This is a genomic window from Streptomyces sp. NPDC042100 (assembly GCF_055582325.1).
This window is the reverse complement of sequence record NZ_JBVJDK010000010.1, coordinates 190,847-209,084: the sequence shown is the minus strand read 5'-3', so window position 1 is coordinate 209,084 and position 18,238 is coordinate 190,847. Positions and strand designations below refer to the sequence as shown.

18 protein-coding genes are annotated in these 18,238 nt (G+C 71.5%); 1 reads left to right on the top strand and 17 read right to left on the bottom strand.

Going from position 1 to position 18,238, the window contains the following annotated elements:
• Positions 1-8: 8 nt before the first annotated feature.
• The 12 genes from ACZ6J5_RS23575 to ACZ6J5_RS23520 form a co-directional block, all read right to left on the bottom strand.
• Positions 9-1,394, bottom strand: coding sequence for a cytochrome P450 (locus ACZ6J5_RS23575; RefSeq protein WP_469394542.1), 1,386 nt, complete (start codon positions 1,392-1,394; stop codon positions 9-11).
• 264 nt (positions 1,395-1,658) lie between these two features.
• Positions 1,659-4,487, bottom strand: a complete 2,829-nt coding sequence (locus ACZ6J5_RS23570) for a DEAD/DEAH box helicase (RefSeq protein WP_469394540.1) — start codon at positions 4,485-4,487, stop codon at positions 1,659-1,661.
• A gap of 191 nt (positions 4,488-4,678) precedes the next feature.
• Positions 4,679-5,581, bottom strand: coding sequence for a twin-arginine translocase subunit TatC (gene tatC / locus ACZ6J5_RS23565; protein WP_469394748.1), 903 nt, complete (start codon positions 5,579-5,581; stop codon positions 4,679-4,681).
• A 105-nt stretch (positions 5,582-5,686) separates the two neighbouring features.
• Entirely contained in the window at positions 5,687-5,974 is a 288-nt protein-coding gene (gene tatA, locus ACZ6J5_RS23560; protein WP_469394538.1) for a Sec-independent protein translocase subunit TatA, read from the bottom strand.
• 187 nt (positions 5,975-6,161) lie between these two features.
• Positions 6,162-6,359, bottom strand: coding sequence for a hypothetical protein (locus ACZ6J5_RS23555; protein WP_469394536.1), 198 nt, complete (start codon positions 6,357-6,359; stop codon positions 6,162-6,164).
• A 34-nt stretch (positions 6,360-6,393) separates the two neighbouring features.
• Positions 6,394-6,648 carry a hypothetical protein gene (locus tag ACZ6J5_RS23550; RefSeq protein WP_469394534.1) on the bottom strand — a complete coding sequence of 85 codons (255 nt, stop codon included), beginning with the start codon at positions 6,646-6,648 and terminating at the stop codon, positions 6,394-6,396.
• Positions 6,649-6,766: 118 nt separating this feature from the next.
• On the bottom strand, positions 6,767-7,717 hold the full coding sequence (locus ACZ6J5_RS23545; RefSeq protein WP_469394532.1) for a helix-turn-helix transcriptional regulator: 951 nt from the start codon (positions 7,715-7,717) through the stop codon (positions 6,767-6,769).
• 13 nt (positions 7,718-7,730) lie between these two features.
• A complete protein-coding gene (locus ACZ6J5_RS23540) occupies positions 7,731-8,687 on the bottom strand; it encodes a helix-turn-helix transcriptional regulator (protein ID WP_469394530.1) in 957 nt (318 codons plus the stop codon).
• A gap of 142 nt (positions 8,688-8,829) precedes the next feature.
• Positions 8,830-9,210 carry an FKBP-type peptidyl-prolyl cis-trans isomerase gene (locus ACZ6J5_RS23535; RefSeq protein WP_046910659.1) on the bottom strand — a complete coding sequence of 127 codons (381 nt, stop codon included), beginning with the start codon at positions 9,208-9,210 and terminating at the stop codon, positions 8,830-8,832.
• A gap of 64 nt (positions 9,211-9,274) precedes the next feature.
• Positions 9,275-10,213 carry an FKBP-type peptidyl-prolyl cis-trans isomerase gene (locus ACZ6J5_RS23530; RefSeq protein ID WP_469394528.1) on the bottom strand — a complete coding sequence of 313 codons (939 nt, stop codon included), beginning with the start codon at positions 10,211-10,213 and terminating at the stop codon, positions 9,275-9,277.
• A gap of 118 nt (positions 10,214-10,331) precedes the next feature.
• The gene (gene pafA, locus ACZ6J5_RS23525; protein ID WP_469394526.1) at positions 10,332-11,693 is read right to left on the bottom strand and encodes a Pup--protein ligase; all 1,362 of its coding nucleotides are present in this window, start codon (positions 11,691-11,693) and stop codon (positions 10,332-10,334) included.
• Positions 11,694-11,702: 9 nt separating this feature from the next.
• Positions 11,703-13,034, bottom strand: coding sequence for an MFS transporter (locus ACZ6J5_RS23520; RefSeq protein WP_469394524.1), 1,332 nt, complete (start codon positions 13,032-13,034; stop codon positions 11,703-11,705).
• Between the two features lie 132 nt (positions 13,035-13,166).
• Here ACZ6J5_RS23520 and ACZ6J5_RS23515 point away from each other — a divergent pair, with 132 nt between their 5' ends.
• Positions 13,167-14,186 (top strand): LacI family DNA-binding transcriptional regulator, encoded by a 1,020-nt coding sequence (locus ACZ6J5_RS23515; protein ID WP_469394522.1) that lies wholly within the window; start codon positions 13,167-13,169, stop codon positions 14,184-14,186.
• Positions 14,187-14,261: 75 nt separating this feature from the next.
• Here the strand turns inward: ACZ6J5_RS23515 and prcA are convergent, their stop codons facing one another.
• From prcA to dop, 5 genes are all read right to left on the bottom strand, one after another.
• Complete coding sequence (prcA, locus tag ACZ6J5_RS23510) at positions 14,262-15,032, bottom strand: proteasome subunit alpha (RefSeq protein WP_469394520.1); 771 nt, start codon at positions 15,030-15,032, stop codon at positions 14,262-14,264.
• A 49-nt stretch (positions 15,033-15,081) separates the two neighbouring features.
• Positions 15,082-15,921 carry a proteasome subunit beta gene (gene prcB / locus ACZ6J5_RS23505; protein WP_469394518.1) on the bottom strand — a complete coding sequence of 280 codons (840 nt, stop codon included), beginning with the start codon at positions 15,919-15,921 and terminating at the stop codon, positions 15,082-15,084.
• Entirely contained in the window at positions 15,873-16,049 is a 177-nt protein-coding gene (locus ACZ6J5_RS23500) for an endonuclease domain-containing protein (protein WP_469394516.1), read from the bottom strand. The genes prcB and ACZ6J5_RS23500 overlap by 49 nt, the downstream gene beginning before the upstream one ends.
• Positions 16,050-16,279: 230 nt before the next feature.
• A complete protein-coding gene (locus ACZ6J5_RS23495; RefSeq protein ID WP_030494396.1) occupies positions 16,280-16,492 on the bottom strand; it encodes a ubiquitin-like protein Pup in 213 nt (70 codons plus the stop codon).
• A 175-nt stretch (positions 16,493-16,667) separates the two neighbouring features.
• A complete protein-coding gene (gene dop, locus ACZ6J5_RS23490; protein WP_469394514.1) occupies positions 16,668-18,179 on the bottom strand; it encodes a depupylase/deamidase Dop in 1,512 nt (503 codons plus the stop codon).
• Positions 18,180-18,238: the final 59 nt, after the last annotated feature.

Below are 18,238 nucleotides of genomic sequence, written 5' to 3'. Positions count from 1 at the left end.
CTCCCCGCCTACCGCGCCCGCACCGTAGCCAGGACCTCCCGGTCGGGCTGCAGGGTCAGGCTCGGGACCGGGCGTATCTCGCCGGGGTCGAGGTCCAGGCGGAAGCGCCGGGCCAGGACCGCGAGGACGAGGACGGCCTCGACCATCGCGAAGCGGGTGCCCAGGCAGACCCGGGGCCCGCCGCCGAAGGGGTACCAGGCGTACTCCGGTATCCCCTCCGCCGGCTCGCCCTCACCCGGCTCCAGCCAGCGCTCGGGGCGGAACGCCAGCGGGTCCCCGTACCACCGGGCGTCCCGGTGGGTGGCCCACTGGCTGCTCCAGACACGGGTACCGGCCGGGACCGGGGCGCCGCCGAGCACGGCGCCCTCCTTGGCGATTCCGGTGAGCAGCCAGATCGTCGGGTAGAGCCGCAGGGTCTCCTTCACCACGGCCTGGGTGTAGGCGAGCCCGGCGTAGTCGTCGAAGCCGGGGTCGCGGTCGCCGAGGACCCGGTCGAGCTCGGCGCCCAGCGCCTCGGCCACGCGCGGGTTGCGGGACAGCAGGTACCACGCCCAGACCAGGGTGGAGCTGGTGGTCTCGTGGCCGCCGATGTAGAGCGTGACGGTCTCGTCGCGGATCTCCCGGTCGGAGAGGTGCGCGCCGGTCTCGTCCCGCGCGGCGAGCAGCCGGCTGAGCAGGTCGGGCCGGTCCGTGTCGCCGTCCCGGTGGCGGGCGACGACCCGGGCCACCTCGGCGTCGATGACGGCCGTGGCCTTCCTGATCCTGGCCCGTCCCGGAGTCGGCACCCAGTCGGGCAGCATGGCGCCGATGCCACTGAACTCGGCGCCGATCTCGTGCTGGGCGACGTCCATGGCCCGCCCGATCGCCTCGGCGTCGGCCGCCGTGTCGACGCCGAAGATGGTGCGGACGGCGATGAGCTGGGTGAGGGCCGCCATCTCCTTCTTGATGTCGACCCGCTGTCCGTCGCCCCACCGCCCGGCCAGGTCCACGGCACACTCGGCCATGGTGGCGGCGTACGACTTGACCTGCCGGGGACGGACGGAGGGCTGGACGAGGGAGCGCTTGCGGCGCCAGTCGGCACCCTTGGCGACGACGACCCCGTCACCGAGCAGGGTGCGGAAGGCGATGCCGAGGTCGGGCTGGTCGAAAGTCCGCTCGACCTCGGTGAGCAGCTCGCCGATGGTCTCGGGGTGGGCGATGAACAGGGCCGGGGTGTTCCCGAAGCGCCAGCGGACGAAGTCCCCGCGCTCACGCAGCCGTTCGAAGAAGGCGAGGGGGTCCTTGCCGAACTCCGGCAGATTCCCCAGCAGGGGCACGCCGCGCGGCCCCCGCACTGTCTTCCGTCCGTCCGCCGTCGTGGTGGCGACGGCGGACGGACCGGCTTGCGTGCTCACGTGCGTGTCCTTCCGCAGGAGGTGCGTGGTGACGTGCCCCAAGTACTCGTTCCGCTGTACGAGTTCATGGAAGCGGAAGGACGTCCCCGTCCGCCACCCCTGTGGAAAACCCTTGTCAGTTCACCGTCAGCGCCGTCAGATCGCTGCCGGACCGCCGCCGGATCCCTGTCGGATCGCCGTCAGGCCGGCCTGCGGTGGCGGCGGTGGCAGTGGCAGTGGCAGTGGCAGTGGCAGTGGCAGTGGCAGTGGCAGTGGTGATGGTGCTCAGCCGACCGAGCTGTAGGCCACGACTCCCCTCAGCAGCGACTCGACGGCCTTGCGGGCGTTCTTCGCGACCGTGCTGTTCTCCTTCGGAGCCGCCGCCGCGATCTGCCCGAGCACGTCGATGACCTGCTTGCACCAGCGGACGAAGTCGCCCGCCGGCATCTCGGCCTCGCGCAGCACCTCGTCCAGGCTCTTGTCGGAGGCCCACTGGAAGGCCGCCCAGGCGAATCCCAGATCGGGCTCGCGCTGGCCGACGCCTTCGGCCTGGTGGAGCTTGAACTCGTCCTCCAGGGCGTCGAGCCGGCCCCAGATCCGCACCATCTCGCCGAGCGCCGCCTTCGCCTTGCCGGTCGGCAGCTTCGGCGGCACGGCGTCGTCGGCCTGCCGCGCCTCGAAGACGAGCGCGGAGACGCAGGCGGCCAGCTCGGCGGGGCTGAGCCCCTCCCACACGCCCTCGCGCAGGCACTCGCTGGCGAGCAGGTCGAGCTCCCCGTACAGCCGGGCGAGCCGCTTGCCGTTGTCGGTGACGTCGTCACCGCGCAGGTAGTCGAGCTCGGTGAGGAGCGCGACGATCCGGTCGAAGGTCCGGGCGATGGTGTTGGTGCGGCCCTCGATGCGCCGCTCCAGCTGCTTGGTGTCCCGCTCCAGCCGGTGGTAGCGCTCGGCCCACCGGGCGTGGTCCTCGCGCTCGTCGCAGCCGTGGCAGGGATGCGCCCGGATCTCGGTGCGCAGCCGGGCGATCTCGCGGTCGTCGGCGGCGGCCGAGCGCTGCTTGCCGCGCCGCTCCGGGTTGAGGTGCCCGGCCTTGGTGCGCAGCGCGGAGGCCAGGTCGCGGCGGGACTGCGGGGAGCGCGGGTTGAAGGAGCGCGGGATCCGCATCCGGTCCAGCGCCTCGACGGGGACCGGGAAGTCGATCGAGGCGAGCCTCTTGACCTGCCGCTCGGCGGTGAGGACCAGCGGGCGGGGCCCGTCGTGGTGCTCGAAGCCGCGGTGGCCGTTGGTCCGCCCGGCCGGGATGCCCGGGTCGAGGACGAGGGCGAGTCCGGCGAACTTGCCGGTCGGCACGTGGATCACGTCGCCGGGCTTGAGCCGCTCCAGGGCGGCGGCGGCCTCGGCGCGGCGCTGGGTGGCGCCCTGCCGGGCCAGCTCCGTCTCGCGGTCCTTGAGGTCGCGGCGCAGCCGCGCGTACTCCTCGAAGTCGCCGAGGTGGCAGGTCATGCCCTCGCGGTAGCCCTCCAGGCCCTCCTCGTTCTTCTGGACCTGGCGGGAGATCCCGACGACCGAGCGGTCCGCCTGGAACTGGGCGAAGGAGGTCTCCAGCAGCTCGCGCGAGCGGTGCCGGCCGAACTGGTCGACCAGGTTGACCGCCATGTTGTACGAGGGCTTGAAGCTGGAGCGGAGCGGATAGGTCCGGGTGCCGGCGAGTCCGGCGAGGTGGGCCGGGTCGAGACCGCGCTGCCACAGGACGACGGCGTGTCCCTCGACGTCGATGCCCCGGCGGCCCGCCCGGCCGGTGAGCTGGGTGTATTCGCCGGGGGTGATGTCGGCGTGCTGCTCCCCGTTCCACTTGACCAGCTTCTCCAGGACCACGGAGCGGGCCGGCATGTTGATGCCGAGGGCCAGGGTCTCGGTGGCGAAGACGGCCTTGACGAGGCCGCGGACGAAGAGCTCCTCGACGACCTCCTTGAAGGTCGGCAGCATGCCCGCGTGGTGGGCGGCGATGCCGCGCTCCAGGGCTTCGACCCACTCGAAGTAGCCGAGGACGTGGAGGTCCTCGTCGGGGATGGCGGCGGTGCGCTCCTCGACGATCTCCCGGACGCGGCGGCGTCCCTCGTCGTCGTTGAGCCGGAGGCCCGCGTAGAGGCACTGCTGGACGGCGGCCTCGCAGCCGGCCCGGCTGAAGATGAAGGTGATGGCGGGCAGCAGGCCCTCGGCGTCGAGCCGCTCGATGACCTCGGGGCGGCCCGGGGTCCAGATGCGGGAGCGCTGGCGCCGCTCGCGCTCGCGGTCGGCCTCGCGGACCATCTTGCCCCGGCGCCGGTCGCGCGGGTTGTACGTGCGCGAGTTCTCGGTGCGGGCGAGGCGGAGCAGGTCGGGGTTGACCTCGCGGCGGGAGGCGCCCCGGCCGCCGTGGTCGGTCTCCTCCTCGAAGAGGTCGTACATCCGGCGGCCGGCCAGCACGTGCTGCCACAGCGGCACGGGGCGGCTCTCGGAGACGATCACCTCGGTGTCGCCGCGGACCGTGTCGAGCCAGTCGCCGAACTCCTCGGCGTTGGAGACGGTCGCGGAGAGCGACACCAGGGTCACGGACTCGGGGAGGTGGATGATCACTTCCTCCCAGACGGCGCCCCGGAAGCGGTCGGAGAGGTAGTGCACCTCGTCCATGACCACGTACCCGAGGCCGGAGAGCGCCTGGGAGCCCGCGTACAGCATGTTGCGGAGGACCTCGGTGGTCATGACGACGATCGGGGCGTCCCCGTTGACGCTGTTGTCGCCGGTGAGCAGGCCGACCTTGTCGTGGCCGTAGCGCTTGACGAGGTCGGCGTACTTCTGGTTGGAGAGCGCCTTGATGGGCGTCGTGTAGAAGCACTTGCGGCCCTGGAGCAGGGCGAGGTGGACGGCGAACTCGCCGACGATGGTCTTGCCGGATCCCGTGGGAGCGGCGACGAGCACGCCCTTGCCGGCTTCGAGAGCCTTGCACGCCTCGATCTGGAAGGGGTCCAGCCCGAACTCGTACATCTCGCGGAAGGGGGCCAGGGCGGTGGCCTGCTCGGCGTTGCGTGCGCGGGAGGCCGCGTACGCTTCGGCTGGTGTGAGGTCCTCTGTCATCTTGCCGTCGAGCCTACCCGCCACCTCCGACAGTGACGCGATCTTTATCGACCGGCTTCGCCCGGCTTCGTCCGGCGGGGCGGGTACGGGCCCGGGAGCGGCCCGGAACGCGCGCGCGGCCGGGGCGCGGTGTGCGCGCCCCGGCCGCGTGCCGCGGTGGGATGAGCCGGCGGGCCCCGGTGGGGCCGGGCTCAGGTGATGTCGTCGTAGCCGTTCAGCCGGTGCGACCTGGCTCCGTCCGACTCTCCGGTGGCCTGCTCGGGCAGGGCCTTGGCGGCCCTGACGGTCTCGGGCCCGGTCACCGGCTCGGGGGTGAGGTCGAGCTGCGAGGCCTCGTCGTCGTCGAGCTCCGCGTCCGCGTCGCGCCGGGCGCGCCGCTTGTCGTTGAGCAGCGAGAAGCCGACGGCCGCCAGGTAGAGGACGGTGATCGGGCCGGCCAGGGCCAGCATGCCGACGGGGTCGGTGGTGGGGGTGATGACGGCGCCGAAGATGAAGACGCCCATGATCACGCCGCGCCACCAGCCGGCCATCCGCTTGCCGCTGAGGACGCCGGTCAGGTTGAGCATCACCAGGACGAGCGGGAGCTCGAAGGCGAGGCCGAAGACGAGCACCATGCGCAGGGTGAAGTCGAGGACGTCGTTCAGCCCGAGGATGTTGGCCGAGCCCTCCGGCGTGAGGCTGATCAGCACCTTCACGCTGATGGGAAGGATGAGGTACGCGAGGTAGGCGCCGGCCGCGAAGAGCGGGACCGCCGCACCGACGAAGGCGTACGTGTACTTCTTCTCGTTCTTGTGCAGCCCGGGCGCGATGAAGGCCCAGAGCTGGTAGAGCCAGACCGGGCTGGCGACGACGAGACCCGCCGTCAGGGAGAGCTGGATCGTCGTGCTGAACGGCGCCATCAACGTGTTGAAGGACACGATGGCGCAGTTGCCGCCACTGCTGGTGACGCCCGCGGCGCAGGTGGGCACCGACTTGGTCAGGAACTGCATCAGCTCCTCGCTGTACACGAGGGCCACGACGGTCACCGCCGCGATGGCCAGCAGGCCCTTCGCGAGGCGGTTCCGGAGTTCACGCAGGTGCTCCACGAGGGGCATCCGGCCCTCGGGATCCTTCTCCTGCTTGCGGGCAGACTTGAGCAACCCACGTCCTCATCTCGTGCGGCAGCCGTCGCGTGGTCGCGACGGCCGCGGCGGACCGGGTCAGCGCTTGGTGGTGTCCGTGGGCTCGGTCACGGGACGCGAGCTGGTCACGTCGCCGGGCGCGGCCTGGATGGTGCGGGGCGCGGGCTGCTGGTCCTGGGCGCCGGGCTGGGGCGGGTCGGCCGGGGCGCTCTGCTGGTCGTCGGACTTCATGGCCTTGGCCTCGCTCTTGAGGATGCGGGCCGACTTGCCCAGCGAACGGGCCATGTCCGGGAGCTTCTTGGCGCCGAACAGCAGGATGATCACGACGAGGATGAGAATGATCTCGGTGGGGCCGAGCCTACCCATAGCTGTTTACCTTCTTCACCGAGGCGACATTGGAGTGCGGTGCCCGGCCGGTCGGACATGCGTCCGGCCGCCGCGCTGCAAGCGATCGTAACCCGCAGGGGTAAACGGGCGGCAATGCCCGTGCATACTCACGATTTCGTCCCGCGGACCCGGCCCGCGGAAGCTCTTCGCAGCGTACGGCACGGGTTCAGCGCAGCGTCTCACCGGTCCTGGCCAGGTCTCCGGCGGCCCGCTCCAGCTCCTCGGCGGCCCGGTTGATGCGCTGTGTGGTGTCGGCGACCTGGCGGCCGAGGCGCTGGGCCTCCAGGAAGACCTTGATACCGAGGACGCCGAGGACGGCGATGCCGAGGAAGCCGAGGGCGATGGCGAGCATGGGCCAGAACATGTGCCGAGCCTAGACCGCCCGCGGCCCGGGGCCGTCAGCCGGTGGTGTGGAGCCGCAGGGTGTTGACCCCGCCACCGGTGAGCAGCTCGATGATCCGCTCGCTGGCGGGCTTGCGGACGGAGCTGCCGCACTCGGGGCAGGTGAAGGAGTAGAAGGTGGTGCGGCTGCTGGCGCCGATGGCGAGCCGCAGGGCTCCCGCGGAGAGCTCGAAGCGGGAGCGGCACTCGGGGCAGGCGGCCTTGAAGTGGACCGGGGCGACCGTCGCCGCGAGACCGGACGTCGAGGACATCACGGACATTCTCTTCTGCTCTCCCCACTGCGGTACGGATGTGCGTGACTGCGGTACGGGTGTGCGTGTCACTGGGAACAGTGCCCGGTCCCCCCGGAACGTACCGCCCCTCTTGCCCTCAGCCCTCGTACGCGGCCAGCGCGGCGGCCGCCGCCTCGCGCGCGCTGTCCGCGAGCTCGCCCGGCGCGACGATCCGCCCGTCGCTGCCGAGCCGCAGCGCCAGCCGGCGCAGCGAGGCGGGGGCCGGGGTGCGCAGGGTGATCCGCAGGCCCCCGTCGGGCAGCTCCTCCGCCCGGTCGTGCGGGTAGTACTCGGCGACCCAGCGGCCCCCGGGGCCCACCTCGATCACGACCTCGGGGTCCTCGGCGGAGGGCTGGACCAGCCCCTCCGACAGGTCCCGCAGCTCCAGCTCCGGCGGGGCGGCGTGCTCGTCGAGGATCCGGATCTCGGCGACCCGGTCGAGCCGGAAGGTGCGGCGCGCCTCGGACAGGCGGCACCAGGCCTCCATGTACGTGTGGCCGACGGCGAAGAGACGGATCGGGTCCACCTCGCGCTCGGTCAGCTCGTCGCGGGCCGGCGAGTAGTAGCGCAGCCACAGCCGGCGGCGCTCGGAGATCGCCCGGTCGACCTCGGCGAAGACCCCGCCCTCGGACTCGAAGGTCACCGAGAGCCGGGAGCTGGCCCCGGCCGCCTCGCCGGCCGCCGCCTCCAGCTTGGCGGTGGCGCGCAGCAGCGCCTCGCGGTCGCCCTCGCGCAGACCGGGCAGGGTGGCCACCGCGCGGGCGGCGACGAGCAGGGCGGTCGCCTCGTCGGCGGCGAGCCGCAGCGGGGCGGCGACGTCGTCGGGGTTGTGCCACCAGATGCGGTCGCCGTCGGTGTCGATGTCCAGCAGGTCGCCGCCGCGGAAGCTGGTGCCGCACATGGGGAGCACGTCGAGGTCGGAGATCAGCTCGTCCTCGGTGATCCCGAAGGCGCGGGCGACGTCGGCGACGTGCGCGCCGGGCCGCTCGCGGAGGTAGGTGACGAGGGAGAGCATCCGCCTCGTCTGGTCGATCGCGTTCGCCGCCATGGTCCTCTTCCCCTCAGCCCTTGGCCACGGCGCGCAGCCGCTCGACCACGTCGGCCCGCAGGTCGGCGGGCTCCAGCACGACCACGTCCGGGCCGAACTCCACGAGCCAGGCGTCGAGGCCGTGCCCGTACGGGATCTCCAGCTCGTCCCAGCCGTCCGCGCCCTCGCGTACGGACTGGGCGCGGGAGCGCAGCGGGTAGCCCGCGCCGGCCCGCAGCCGGATCCGGGCGGAGCGGGTGGCGGTCTCCCCCGCCCAGCTCTCGACGGTCTCCCGGACGGTGACGGCGTCGGGCACGGGCGCGGTGAAGGCGCCGGCCCGGGAGCGGACCTTGCCGGTGATGCGGGAGAGGCGGAAGACCCGCTCGGCGCCTCGGTCGCGGTCCCAGCCGGCCAGGTACCAGTGGCCGCGCCAGCACTCCAGCGTCCACGGCTCGACGTGCCGGGTGCCGGGGCGGGCGGCGTTGCCCTTGCGGTAGTCGAAGACGACGGGGCGGCGGTCGCGGCAGGCGAGCATCAGCGGTTCGAAGGCGGCCTCGTGCACCGGGATGCGGGGCTCCAGGGCGCTGGGCTGGGCGTCGTACGCGTCCTCCGCCTCGGGCATCCCGGCCGCGCGCAGCTTCTGCAGGGCGCCGCTGGCCGCTCCGGCGAGGCGGGCCTGCTGCCAGACCTTGGCGGCCAGCCCGAGGGCGGCGGCCTCCTCGGCGTCGAGGGTGATGGCGGGCAGGCGGTTGGAGTCGCGGCGGGCGAGGTAGCCGGTGTCGCCGTCCAGGTTCTCGACGGTCTCGATGACCAGGCCCAGCTCACGGAGGTCGTCCTTGTCCCGCTCGAACATGCGGTTGAAGGCGTCCTCGCCGGTGGCCTCCATATAGGCCTCGATGGAGCCGCGCAGCTCCCGCTTGCTCAGCGGGCGCCGGGTTCCGAGCAGGCACAGGGCCAGATTCATCAGCCGCTCGGCCTTGGCAATCGCCATCGACGCCCCGCACCCTCTTCTTCGCCGGATCCCCGCCGGATCCGCTTCCCGGACGTCCGACCGTACCGCCCCGGGGTGTCCGGGCAAAAGCGAGGGCCCCCGCCGTGACGGCGGGGGCCCTGCGCGTGACCCGGGGTGCGGGTCAGGGCTTCTTCACGCCCACGAGGTCGCAGACGAAGATCAGCGTCTCGCCGGGGCCGATCTTGCCGCCGGCGCCGCGGTCACCGTAGGCGAGGTGCGCGGGGATGACGAGCTGGCGGCGGCCGCCGACCTTCATGCCCTGGACGCCCTTGTCCCAGCCCTGGATGACCATGCCGACACCGAGCTGGAACTCCAGCGGCGTGCCGCGGTTCCAGGAGGCGTCGAACTCCTCGCCGGAGTCGAAGGACACACCCACGTAGTGGACGTTGACGAGGTCGCCGGCCTCGGCGACCGCGCCGTCACCCTCCCAGAGGTCCTTGATCTCCAGGTCGGCCGGCGGCTCGCCGCCCGGGAAGTCGACCTCGGGCTTCTCGATGCTCACTGCAGTGCGCTCCTCATGAAAAACGTGAACCGCGCGGACGACGGTCCGCACGACCAGGACAGTCTTACATCTTCGCCAGGATGTCGACGGCGAACACCAGGGTGGAGTTCTTCGGGATGCCCTGCTTCTCCTCGGCGCCGAACGCCTCGGACGGCGGGGCCACGATGAGGACCCGGCTGCCGACCTTCTTGCCGGTCATGCCGTCCTTCAGGCCCTTCAGGGTCAGGTTGGCCAGCGGGAAGTTCACCGGCTTGCCCGCGGTGTACGTCGAGTCGAAGACCTTGCCGTCCTTCCACAGGGCGGCGACGTAGTTCACGACGACGGTGTCGGTGGCGGCGACGGTCTCGCCCTTGGACTCCAGGATGTAGTTGGAGACCAGCTTGGCCGGCGGGTTCACCTTCGGCACCGTCAGCGAGGGCTGCTTGCCGTCGGTGTTGGCGCCGACCTGGGGCAGGTTCTTGTCGTCCTGGGCCACCGGGGTGCCCTCGGCGGACTTCGGGATGGTGACGGCCTTCAGGATGTCCACGACGAAGACGAGGGTGGCGTTCGGCTTGATGTCGCCCTGGCCCTGCGCGCCGTAGCCGAGCTCCGGCGGAATGCCGATCTCGACGCGGCTGCCGACCTTCTGGCCCTCCAGACCCTGGTCCCAGCCCTTGATGACCTGGCCGGCGCCCAGCGTCAGGTCGAAGGGCTGCTTCCGGTCGAAGCTGTTGTCGAAGGGGGTGGTGGAGTCCCAGGCCTGGCCCAGGTAGTTCACCTGGAGCGCGTCGCCCTTCTTCGTGACCGCGCCCTTGCCCTCGCTGATGACGTTGACCTTCAGGGCCTTCGGCGGGTCGCCGACGCCCTTCGCGAGGGTCGGCTTCTCCCCGAACTTCTCGCCCGCGGTGATGGCGGGGAGACCGTTCTTCATCGATGCGGAATCGGAGCCCTTGTCGTCACTTCCGCAGGCCGCTGTGGAGAGCAGCAGCAGCGGGACGACGAGCAGGCCGGCAAGTCGGCGCACTAGTTCCTCAGATCTCAGACGGCACAGTAGTTGTCCCGACACTCTAGGGGACCACCGTGTGATGCCGTCGGCCCCGCACGTGAAACGTGCGGGGCCGACGAGCGCGTCGGAGCTGGTCCTACATCCCGGCGATCAGCTTTTCCACCCGGTCGTCGACGGAGCGGAACGGGTCCTTGCACAACACCGTGCGCTGCGCCTGGTCATTGAGCTTGAGGTGCACCCAGTCGACCGTGAAGTCCCGGCGCTGCTCCTGCGCGCGGCGGATGAAATCGCCGCGCAGCCGGGCCCTGGTGGTCTGCGGGGGCACCGACTTGCCCTCGAAGATCTTGACGTCGTTGCAGATCCGGGCCGCCTGGCCGTTCTTCTGGAGCAGGTAGTACAGCCCGCGGCGGCGGTGGATGTCGTGGTACGCGAGGTCTATCTGGGCGACCCTCGGGTGCGACATGGTCATGTTGTGCTTGGCCCGGTAGCGCTCGATGAGCCGGTACTTCATGACCCAGTCGATCTCGGTCTCGATGCGGTCGAGCCGCTCCTGCTCGATCGCGTCGAGCGTCCGGCCCCAAAGCTCCAGGACCTGGGCGACGACGCCGCTGCGGATGCCCCGGCGGTCGACGAAGTCGGCGGCCTTCTCGTAGTACTCCCGCTGGACCTCCAGGGCGGAGGCCTCCCGGCCGCTGGCCAGCCGCACCTTGCGCTGGCCGGTGATGTCGTGGCTGACCTCGCGGATGGCCCGGATCGGGTTCTCCAGGGTCAGGTCGCGCATCACGGTGCCCGCCTCGATCATGCGCAGCACGAGGTCGGTGGCGCCGACCTTCAGGAGCATGGTCGTCTCGGACATGTTGGAGTCGCCGACGATGACGTGGAGCCTGCGGTAGCGCTCGGCGTCGGCGTGCGGTTCGTCGCGAGTGTTGATGATGGGGCGCGAACGGGTGGTGGCGGAGCTGACGCCCTCCCAGATGTGCTCGGCACGCTGGGAGACGCAGTAGACCGCCCCGCGCGGGGTCTGCAGCACCTTTCCGGCGCCGCAGATCAGCTGGCGGGTGACGAGGAACGGAATGAGGATGTCCGCGAGCCGGGAGAACTCACCGTGCCGGGCGACGAGATAGTTCTCGTGGCAGCCGTAGGAGTTTCCCGCTGAGTCGGTGTTGTTCTTGAAGAGATAGACGTCGCCCGCGATTCCCTCCTCGTGCAGGCGGCGTTCCGCGTCGACGAGGAGACCTTCCAGAATGCGCTCGCCTGCCTTGTCGTGCGTGACCAGTTCGACCACGTTGTCGCATTCGGGAGTTGCGTATTCCGGATGCGAACCCACGTCCAGGTACAGGCGGGCGCCGTTCCGCAGGAAGACATTGCTGCTGCGGCCCCATGACACGACACGGCGGAAGAGGTAGCGCGCCACTTCGTCAGGAGACAGTCGGCGCTGTCCCCTGAACGTGCACGTGACGCCGTACTCGTTCTCCAGCCCGAAAATGCGGCGGTCCATGTCTGAACATTACGCCTGATGGCCTGTGCTGAAACCGGGTTCGACGGCCCCGTTTCGATCATTTTCCGATGAGCGCGGGTTGTTTTCGGCCCCCGCGGCGCCGGGGCCGCCGTTCACCGCGCCCCCGCTGACGGCGTGTCGCGCGGGCGGGGAGCCGCCCAGGACCCGGCCGGTGGCGAGCAGGACCAGGAAGGCCACGAAGCCGCCCACGCCGGCCACGGCGAATCCGGCGGGGGTCCCGGCCAGTTCGACGACCGGTCCGGAGACGGCCGAGCCGAGGGCGGCGCCCACGCCGAAGGTGGTGACGAGCCAGGAGAAGGCCTCGGTGACCGTGCCGGCCGGGGCGTGCCGGTCGACCACCAGGAAGGCGCAGGCGATGGCGGGGGCCAGGAACACGCCGGCGAGGGCGGCGAGCGCGGTCATCGCGACCGGGCCGGGCACCAGCATCAGCGGCAGGTAGCCCAGCGCCAGCAGCAGCACCAGGACCCGCAGCCGGCGCTCGGGCGCGCCGGCCCACTGGCGGGCGCCGTAGAAGACGCCGCCGATCAGGGCGCCGAGGCCCAGAGCGGCCATCAGCCAGCCGTACACGGCCTCGTTGGACCGGTCGTCCGCGTAGGCGACGCCGGCGACCGTGATGGAGCCGAGGGCGAGCCCGACGAAGAAGAACGAGGCGAGCAGCGCCAGCAGCCCCCGGGAGCGCAGCGCGCCCAGCCAGTGCGCCTCGCGGGGCGCGGAGCGCCAGGTGCGGGAGGGCTCGGAGAGCACCACGGACAGGGCGCCGAGGACGCCGAGGACGTTGATGACGACCAGCGCGGCGGCGGGCGACCAGAACGAGACCAGCAGGGTCAGCAGCAGCGGCCCGACGGTGAACATGACCTCCTGGGCGACGGCGTCCAGGGCGTACGCCCGGTGGACCCGGTCCTCGCGGCCCAGCACGCTCGGCCACAGGGCCCGCAGGCCGCCCTCCAGGGGCGGCGTGAAGAGCCCGGCGACCAGCACGGCCGCATAGGCCAGGAGGAGGTTCCCGATGCCCGCGACGGCCAGGGCGGCCATGCCCACGGCCGATATCAGGGCCGCCGGGAGCTGGACGCGGGGCTGCCCCTTCAGGTCGACGGCGCGGCCGAGCAGCGGCTGGCCGACGGCGGTGGCCAGGCCGTACACGGCGATGAGACCGCCGGCCAGGCTGTAGCTGCCGCCCTCCGCGCGCGTGAACACGGTGATGGCGATGGGGCCCGTGCCGTTGGGCAGCCGGCCGACCAGCGTGCCGGCCAGCAGTCGGACGGCGTGCGGCGCCCTCAGGATGTCGCGATAGCCGCCGCTCGCCCCGGCCTCGGTGGCCATGTCGTCTCCCCTCCTCGGGCGTCAGCCCCAGGTTCTCAAGTGTTACGTATAACGTGTCGGGTCATACGTACCATGTCGGCAGCGCGCGGGTCCACCCCGCGTGCCGGACCACCAGCCGTCGCGGAGGCACGTGTGCAGAGCCCGGAACCCTTCAGCGGAAGCCGTCCCACCAGCCGGGACGTCGCCAGGGCGGCCGGCGTCTCCCAGGCCACCGTCTCCCTCGTGCTCGGCGAGAAGTGGCGCGGACGCGTCTCCGAGCGCACCGCCCTGGCCGTGCGCGAGGCCGCCGCCGGACTCGGCTACCGGCCCAACCTGGCCGCCCGGAACCTGCGCCTGGGCCGCACCCGCACCGCCCTGCTCGTCGTCCCCGCGCTCACCAACGAGTTCTTCGCGCACGTCTACACCGGCGCCGCCGTCGAGGCCGCCCGGCACGGCTTCGGCGTGGTCCTCTACCCCTCCCCCGACGGCATCGGCCCCGCCCGGGACCCCTTCGCCTCCGCCCCGGCGGCCCTCGACGGCGTCCTCGCCTCCTCCATGGCCACCGACGCCCTCACGGCCTTCCAGGGCGGCGACCTGCCCCTCGTCATGCTCGACAGCGACCCGGCCGACCCCGGCGCCGCCGCCCACGTCAACCTCGACGTCGCCGACGGGATGCGCCGGGTCACCCGCCACCTCCTGGATCTCGGCCACCGCCGCTTCCTGCACCTGGCGTCCGCCGTCCCCTCCTGGACCTTCGACGCGCGCGCCGCCGTCCTCACCGGGGAGCTGCGCGGCGCCGAGGTGCGCACCGCACGCGCGCGGCTGAACACCGCCGACGCCGTGGAGGCCGCGCACCGGGCCCTGACCGGCCCGGGCCCCCGGCCCACCGCGGTGATCTGCGACGACGACATCCTCGCCGCCGGGGTCTACAAGGCGGCCCGGCGGCTCGGACTGCGGATCCCGGAGGACCTCTCGGTCACCGGCTTCGACGACATGGCGCTCGCGACCGCCCTCGAACCGGAGCTGACCACCGTCCGGCTGCCCGCCGAGGAGTTCGGCGGGCGCGGCATGGCGGCCCTCCTGGCGGCCCTCTCGGGCGAGCGGCCCGAGCCGGCGGTGCTCCCCGTCGAACTCGCCGTCCGAGGCTCCTCCGGCCCCGCCCCGGCCGCCTGAGGGTACGGGAAAGGCCCCGGCACCGATGAGTGGATCGGTCCCGGGGCCCTTCCCGTACGCGTCGGGGGCGGCGGCCTACTCCTCCGCGGCCTCGTCGGCCTCGTCGGCCTCGTCGGAGGGATCGTCCGTCTTGGTCACCGCCGCGTCGTCCGCGCCGAGCAGCCGCACCAGCTGCCGGCCGACGATCCGCTTGAACTTGCGCTGCTGCGGGCGGGTGCGGTCCAGGACCGCCACCTCCAGGCGCTCCGCGGGGATCTCCCGCTCGGTGCCGTTGGTGTCCCGGGACAGCGCCTGCACGGCCAGCTTGAGCGCCTCGGCGAGGGACATGCCGTCGCGGTGCCGCTGGTCCAGGAAGGAGCTGATCTGCTCCGCGTTGCCGCCGACCGCGACCGAGCCGTGCTCGTCCACGATCGAGCCGTCGTGCGGCAGCCGGTAGATCTGGTCGCCCTCCGGCTCCGAGCCGACCTCGGCGACCACCAGCTCCACCTCGTAGGGCTTCTCCCCCGCGCTGGAGAAGATGGTGCCGAGGGTCTGGGCGTAGACGTTGGCGAGCCCGCGGGCCGTCACGTCGTCGCGGTCGTAGGTGTAGCCACGCAGGTCCGCGTAGCGCACACCGCCGATCCGCAGGTTCTCGTACTCGTTGTACTTGCCGGCGGCGGCGAAGCCGATCCGGTCGTAGATCTCGCTGAACTTGTGCAGCGCGCGGGACGGGTTCTCGCCGACGAAGACGATGCCGTCGGCGTACTGGAGGACGACCAGGCTGCGGCCACGGGCGATGCCCTTGCGGGCGTACTCGGCCCGGTCGGCCATGGCCTGCTGGGGTGAGACATAGAACGGCGTGGACACCGGCTATCCGTCCCTTTCTTCTGGGCTTCTACAGGGAGGCGACGAGGGGTCAGAGCAGGGCGGCGCGCGGCCCGTCGGGCTGCTCCAGGCGCCGCTCGGTGACCGACCGGGCCAGCTCGGAGGACTCCGCGTCGGTGAGCCTGCGGAAGCCCTCGTCGGTGATGACGGTGACGATCGGGAAGATCCCTCGGGCCAGGTCGGGCCCGCCGGTCGCCGAGTCGTCGTCCGCCGCGTCGTACAGCGCCTGGACGACGAGCGTGGTGGCCTGCTGCTCGGTCAGGTCGTCCCGGTAGAGCTTCTTCATCGACCCGCGCGCGAAGATCGAGCCCGAGCCGGTGGCGGCGTATCCGTGCTCCTCGGAGCGTCCGCCGGTGACGTCGTAGGAGAAGATCCGGCCCTTCTCCCGGCCCTCGTCCCAGCCCGCGAAGAGCGGGACGACGGCGAGGCCCTGCATGGCCATGCCGAGGTTGCCCCGGATCATCGTGGACAGGCGGTTGGCCTTGCCCTCCAGGGAGAGGGTCGCGCCCTCCACCTTCTCGAAGTGCTCCAGCTCCAGCTGGAACAGCTTCACCATCTCCACCGCGAGGCCCGCCGTACCGGCGATGCCGACCGCCGAGTACTCGTCGGCCGGGAACACCTTCTCGATGTCCCGCTGCGCGATCATGTTGCCCATCGTGGCCCGCCGGTCACCGGCGAGCACCACGCCGCCGGGGAAGGTCGCGGCCACGATGGTCGTGCCGTGGGGCGCCTCGACGATCCCCTCGGGGAGCCTCCGGTTGCCCGGGAGCAGCTCCGGCGAGTGGTCGGAGAGGAAGTCGATGAACGAGGACGAGCCCGGCGTCAGGAAGGCCGCCGGCAGTCGCCCCGTGCTACGAGTGTTGGCTTCCACGCGTGTCCCTCCAGGTATGCGATGGCCCGACGAAGGACGTCGGGATCGTCTCCCAACTTGCCGATGGCCGAATTGCAGTTGAAGCACAGTACGCCACGGACCCTACCCGTCTTGTGGCAGTGATCCACATGCGCGGCGGGAGCCGCGGGACAGATCGCGCGGAGACCTCTTCGGGGAGGCTTTGCAGCGGGTGGCGAGGTCGTCCGACGCCGTGGCGTGGCGAATCCACTCGCCGTGCGGCTTGATCTCGCCGCCCGGCCGGCAGAGCGTGTGCCCTGCCGGCGTAACCGTCTCGCTTCGGACGCGTAAGCGGCGACGCATTCCCGGCGCCCTGGTCCCCCGGCCTTCGATCCGAAGGCTACTGGCCGCCCTTTTGAACGAAGGATCGCACGAAGTCCTCGGCGTTCTCTTCCAGGACGTCGTCGATTTCGTCCAGTACCGAGTCGACGTCGTCGCTCAGCTTCTCCTGGCGTTCCTTGAGGTCGGAACTCGCCTCCGTGGTGGTCTCCTCGACCTCCTCGGTGGAACGCGTCGCCTTCTGCTGTCCGCCGCCGGTGTCCTTGGTCGCCATAAACCTCACCCCGCTCGAATCGGCCCGCTCGTTCGGATCCCTACAAGATCAGACCCTACAAGCCGGGACTGACATCGGCCCCGCAGTTTCTAGAACGTCCGGGCACTGTTCCCATGATTCCCAGTCCCCGGGCATTTCAGCCGCGTCCGGGAATCCGGGAATTCCCGGGCGCCGCTCAGCCGCCGGAGAGCACCCGGACCAGTTCCTCCGCCGTGCGGCAGCGGTCCAGGAGGTCCTTCACGTGCTCCTTGGTACCCCGCAGGGGTTCCAGGGTCGGGACCCGCTGGAGGGAGTCCCGGCCGGGCAGGTCGAAGATGACCGAGTCCCAGGAGGCGGCGGCCACGTCGTCCGCGTACTGGTCCAGACAGCGCCCTCGGAAGTAGGCCCTGGTGTCCTCGGGAGGGCTCGTCTCCGCCCGCTCCACCGTGGGCTCGTCCAGCAGGCGCTTCATGCGTCCGCGGGCCACCAGACGGTTGTAGAGGCCCTTCTCGGCGCGCACGTCGGCGTACTGGAGGTCCACCAGGTGCAGCCGGGCCGCGTCCCAGTCCAGGCCGTCGCGACGGCGGTAGCCCTCCATGAGCTCCCGCTTGGCGATCCAGTCCAGCTCGCCGGCCAGGCTCATCGGGTCGTTCTCCAGCCGGTTGAGCGTGTCCTCCCAGCGGACCAGGACGTCCTTGGTCTGCTCGTCGGCGTCCGCCCCGTACCGCTCCTCCACGTACTTGCGCGCGAGCTCGAAGTACTCCATCTGCAGCTGCACCGCGGTGAGCGTCCGGCCGCTGCGGAGCGTGACCAGGTACTGGAGCGTCGGGTCGTGCGAGACGTGGTGGAGGGTGCGCACGGGCTGGTCGACGGCGAGGTCGACGGTGATGAAGTTGTCCTCGATCATCGAGAGGACCAGCGCCGTGGTGCCCAGCTTGAGGTAGGTCGAGATCTCGGAGAGGTTGGCGTCGCCGATGATCACGTGGAGGCGGCGGTAGCGCTCCGCGTCCGCGTGCGGCTCGTCGCGGGTGTTGATGATGGGGCGCTTGAGGGTGGTCTCCAGGCCGACCTCGACCTCGAAGTAGTCCGCCCGCTGGCTGATCTGGAAGCCGTCCTCCCGCCCGTCCTGGCCGATGCCGACGCGCCCGGCGCCGGTGACGACCTGGCGGGAGACGAAGAAGGGCGTCAGGTGGCGCACGATGTCCGAGAAGGGGGTCTCCCGCTTCATCAGGTAGTTCTCGTGCGTGCCGTAGGACGCGCCCTTGTTGTCGGTGTTGTTCTTGTAGAGGTGGATCGGCTGGGCGCCGGGGAGCTGGGCGGCCCGCGCGGCGGCCTCGGCCATGATCCGCTCGCCGGCCTTGTCCCAGAGCACGGCGTCGCGCGGGTTGGTGACCTCGGGGGAGCTGTACTCGGGGTGGGCGTGGTCCACGTAGAGCCGCGCGCCGTTGGTCAGGATGACGTTGGCGAGGCCGATGTCCTCGTCGGTGAGCTGGCTGGAGTCGGCGGCCTCGCGGGCGAGGTCGAAGCCGCGGGCGTCCCGCAGCGGGTTCTCCTCCTCGAAGTCCCAGCGGGCGCGCCGCGCCCGGTGCATCGCCGCCGCGTAGGCGTTGACGATCTGGGACGAGGTGAGCATGGCATTGGCGTTGGGGTGCCCGGGGACGGAGATCCCGTACTCCGTCTCGATGCCCATTACTCGCCGTACGGTCATGCGGCCCTCCTTGCCCGGCGCCGCGCTGCGCGGGATGCGTGTCACGGCGGAACCCACGG

Coding starts and splice junctions, on each gene's coding strand:
- ACZ6J5_RS23570 (WP_469394540.1), bottom strand. CDS start 4,487: ATGACAGAGGACCTCACACCAGCCGAAGCGTACGCGGCCTCCCGCGCA.
- tatC (WP_469394748.1), bottom strand. CDS start 5,581: ATGCCCCTCGTGGAGCACCTGCGTGAACTCCGGAACCGCCTCGCGAAG.
- tatA (WP_469394538.1), bottom strand. CDS start 5,974: ATGGGTAGGCTCGGCCCCACCGAGATCATTCTCATCCTCGTCGTGATC.
- ACZ6J5_RS23555 (WP_469394536.1), bottom strand. CDS start 6,359: ATGTTCTGGCCCATGCTCGCCATCGCCCTCGGCTTCCTCGGCATCGCC.
- ACZ6J5_RS23550 (WP_469394534.1), bottom strand. CDS start 6,648: ATGTCCTCGACGTCCGGTCTCGCGGCGACGGTCGCCCCGGTCCACTTC.
- ACZ6J5_RS23545 (WP_469394532.1), bottom strand. CDS start 7,717: ATGGCGGCGAACGCGATCGACCAGACGAGGCGGATGCTCTCCCTCGTC.
- ACZ6J5_RS23540 (WP_469394530.1), bottom strand. CDS start 8,687: ATGGCGATTGCCAAGGCCGAGCGGCTGATGAATCTGGCCCTGTGCCTG.
- pafA (WP_469394526.1), bottom strand. CDS start 11,693: ATGGACCGCCGCATTTTCGGGCTGGAGAACGAGTACGGCGTCACGTGC.
- ACZ6J5_RS23520 (WP_469394524.1), bottom strand. CDS start 13,034: ATGGCCACCGAGGCCGGGGCGAGCGGCGGCTATCGCGACATCCTGAGG.
- ACZ6J5_RS23495 (WP_030494396.1), bottom strand. CDS start 16,492: ATGGCGACCAAGGACACCGGCGGCGGACAGCAGAAGGCGACGCGTTCC.
- dop (WP_469394514.1), bottom strand. CDS start 18,179: ATGACCGTACGGCGAGTAATGGGCATCGAGACGGAGTACGGGATCTCC.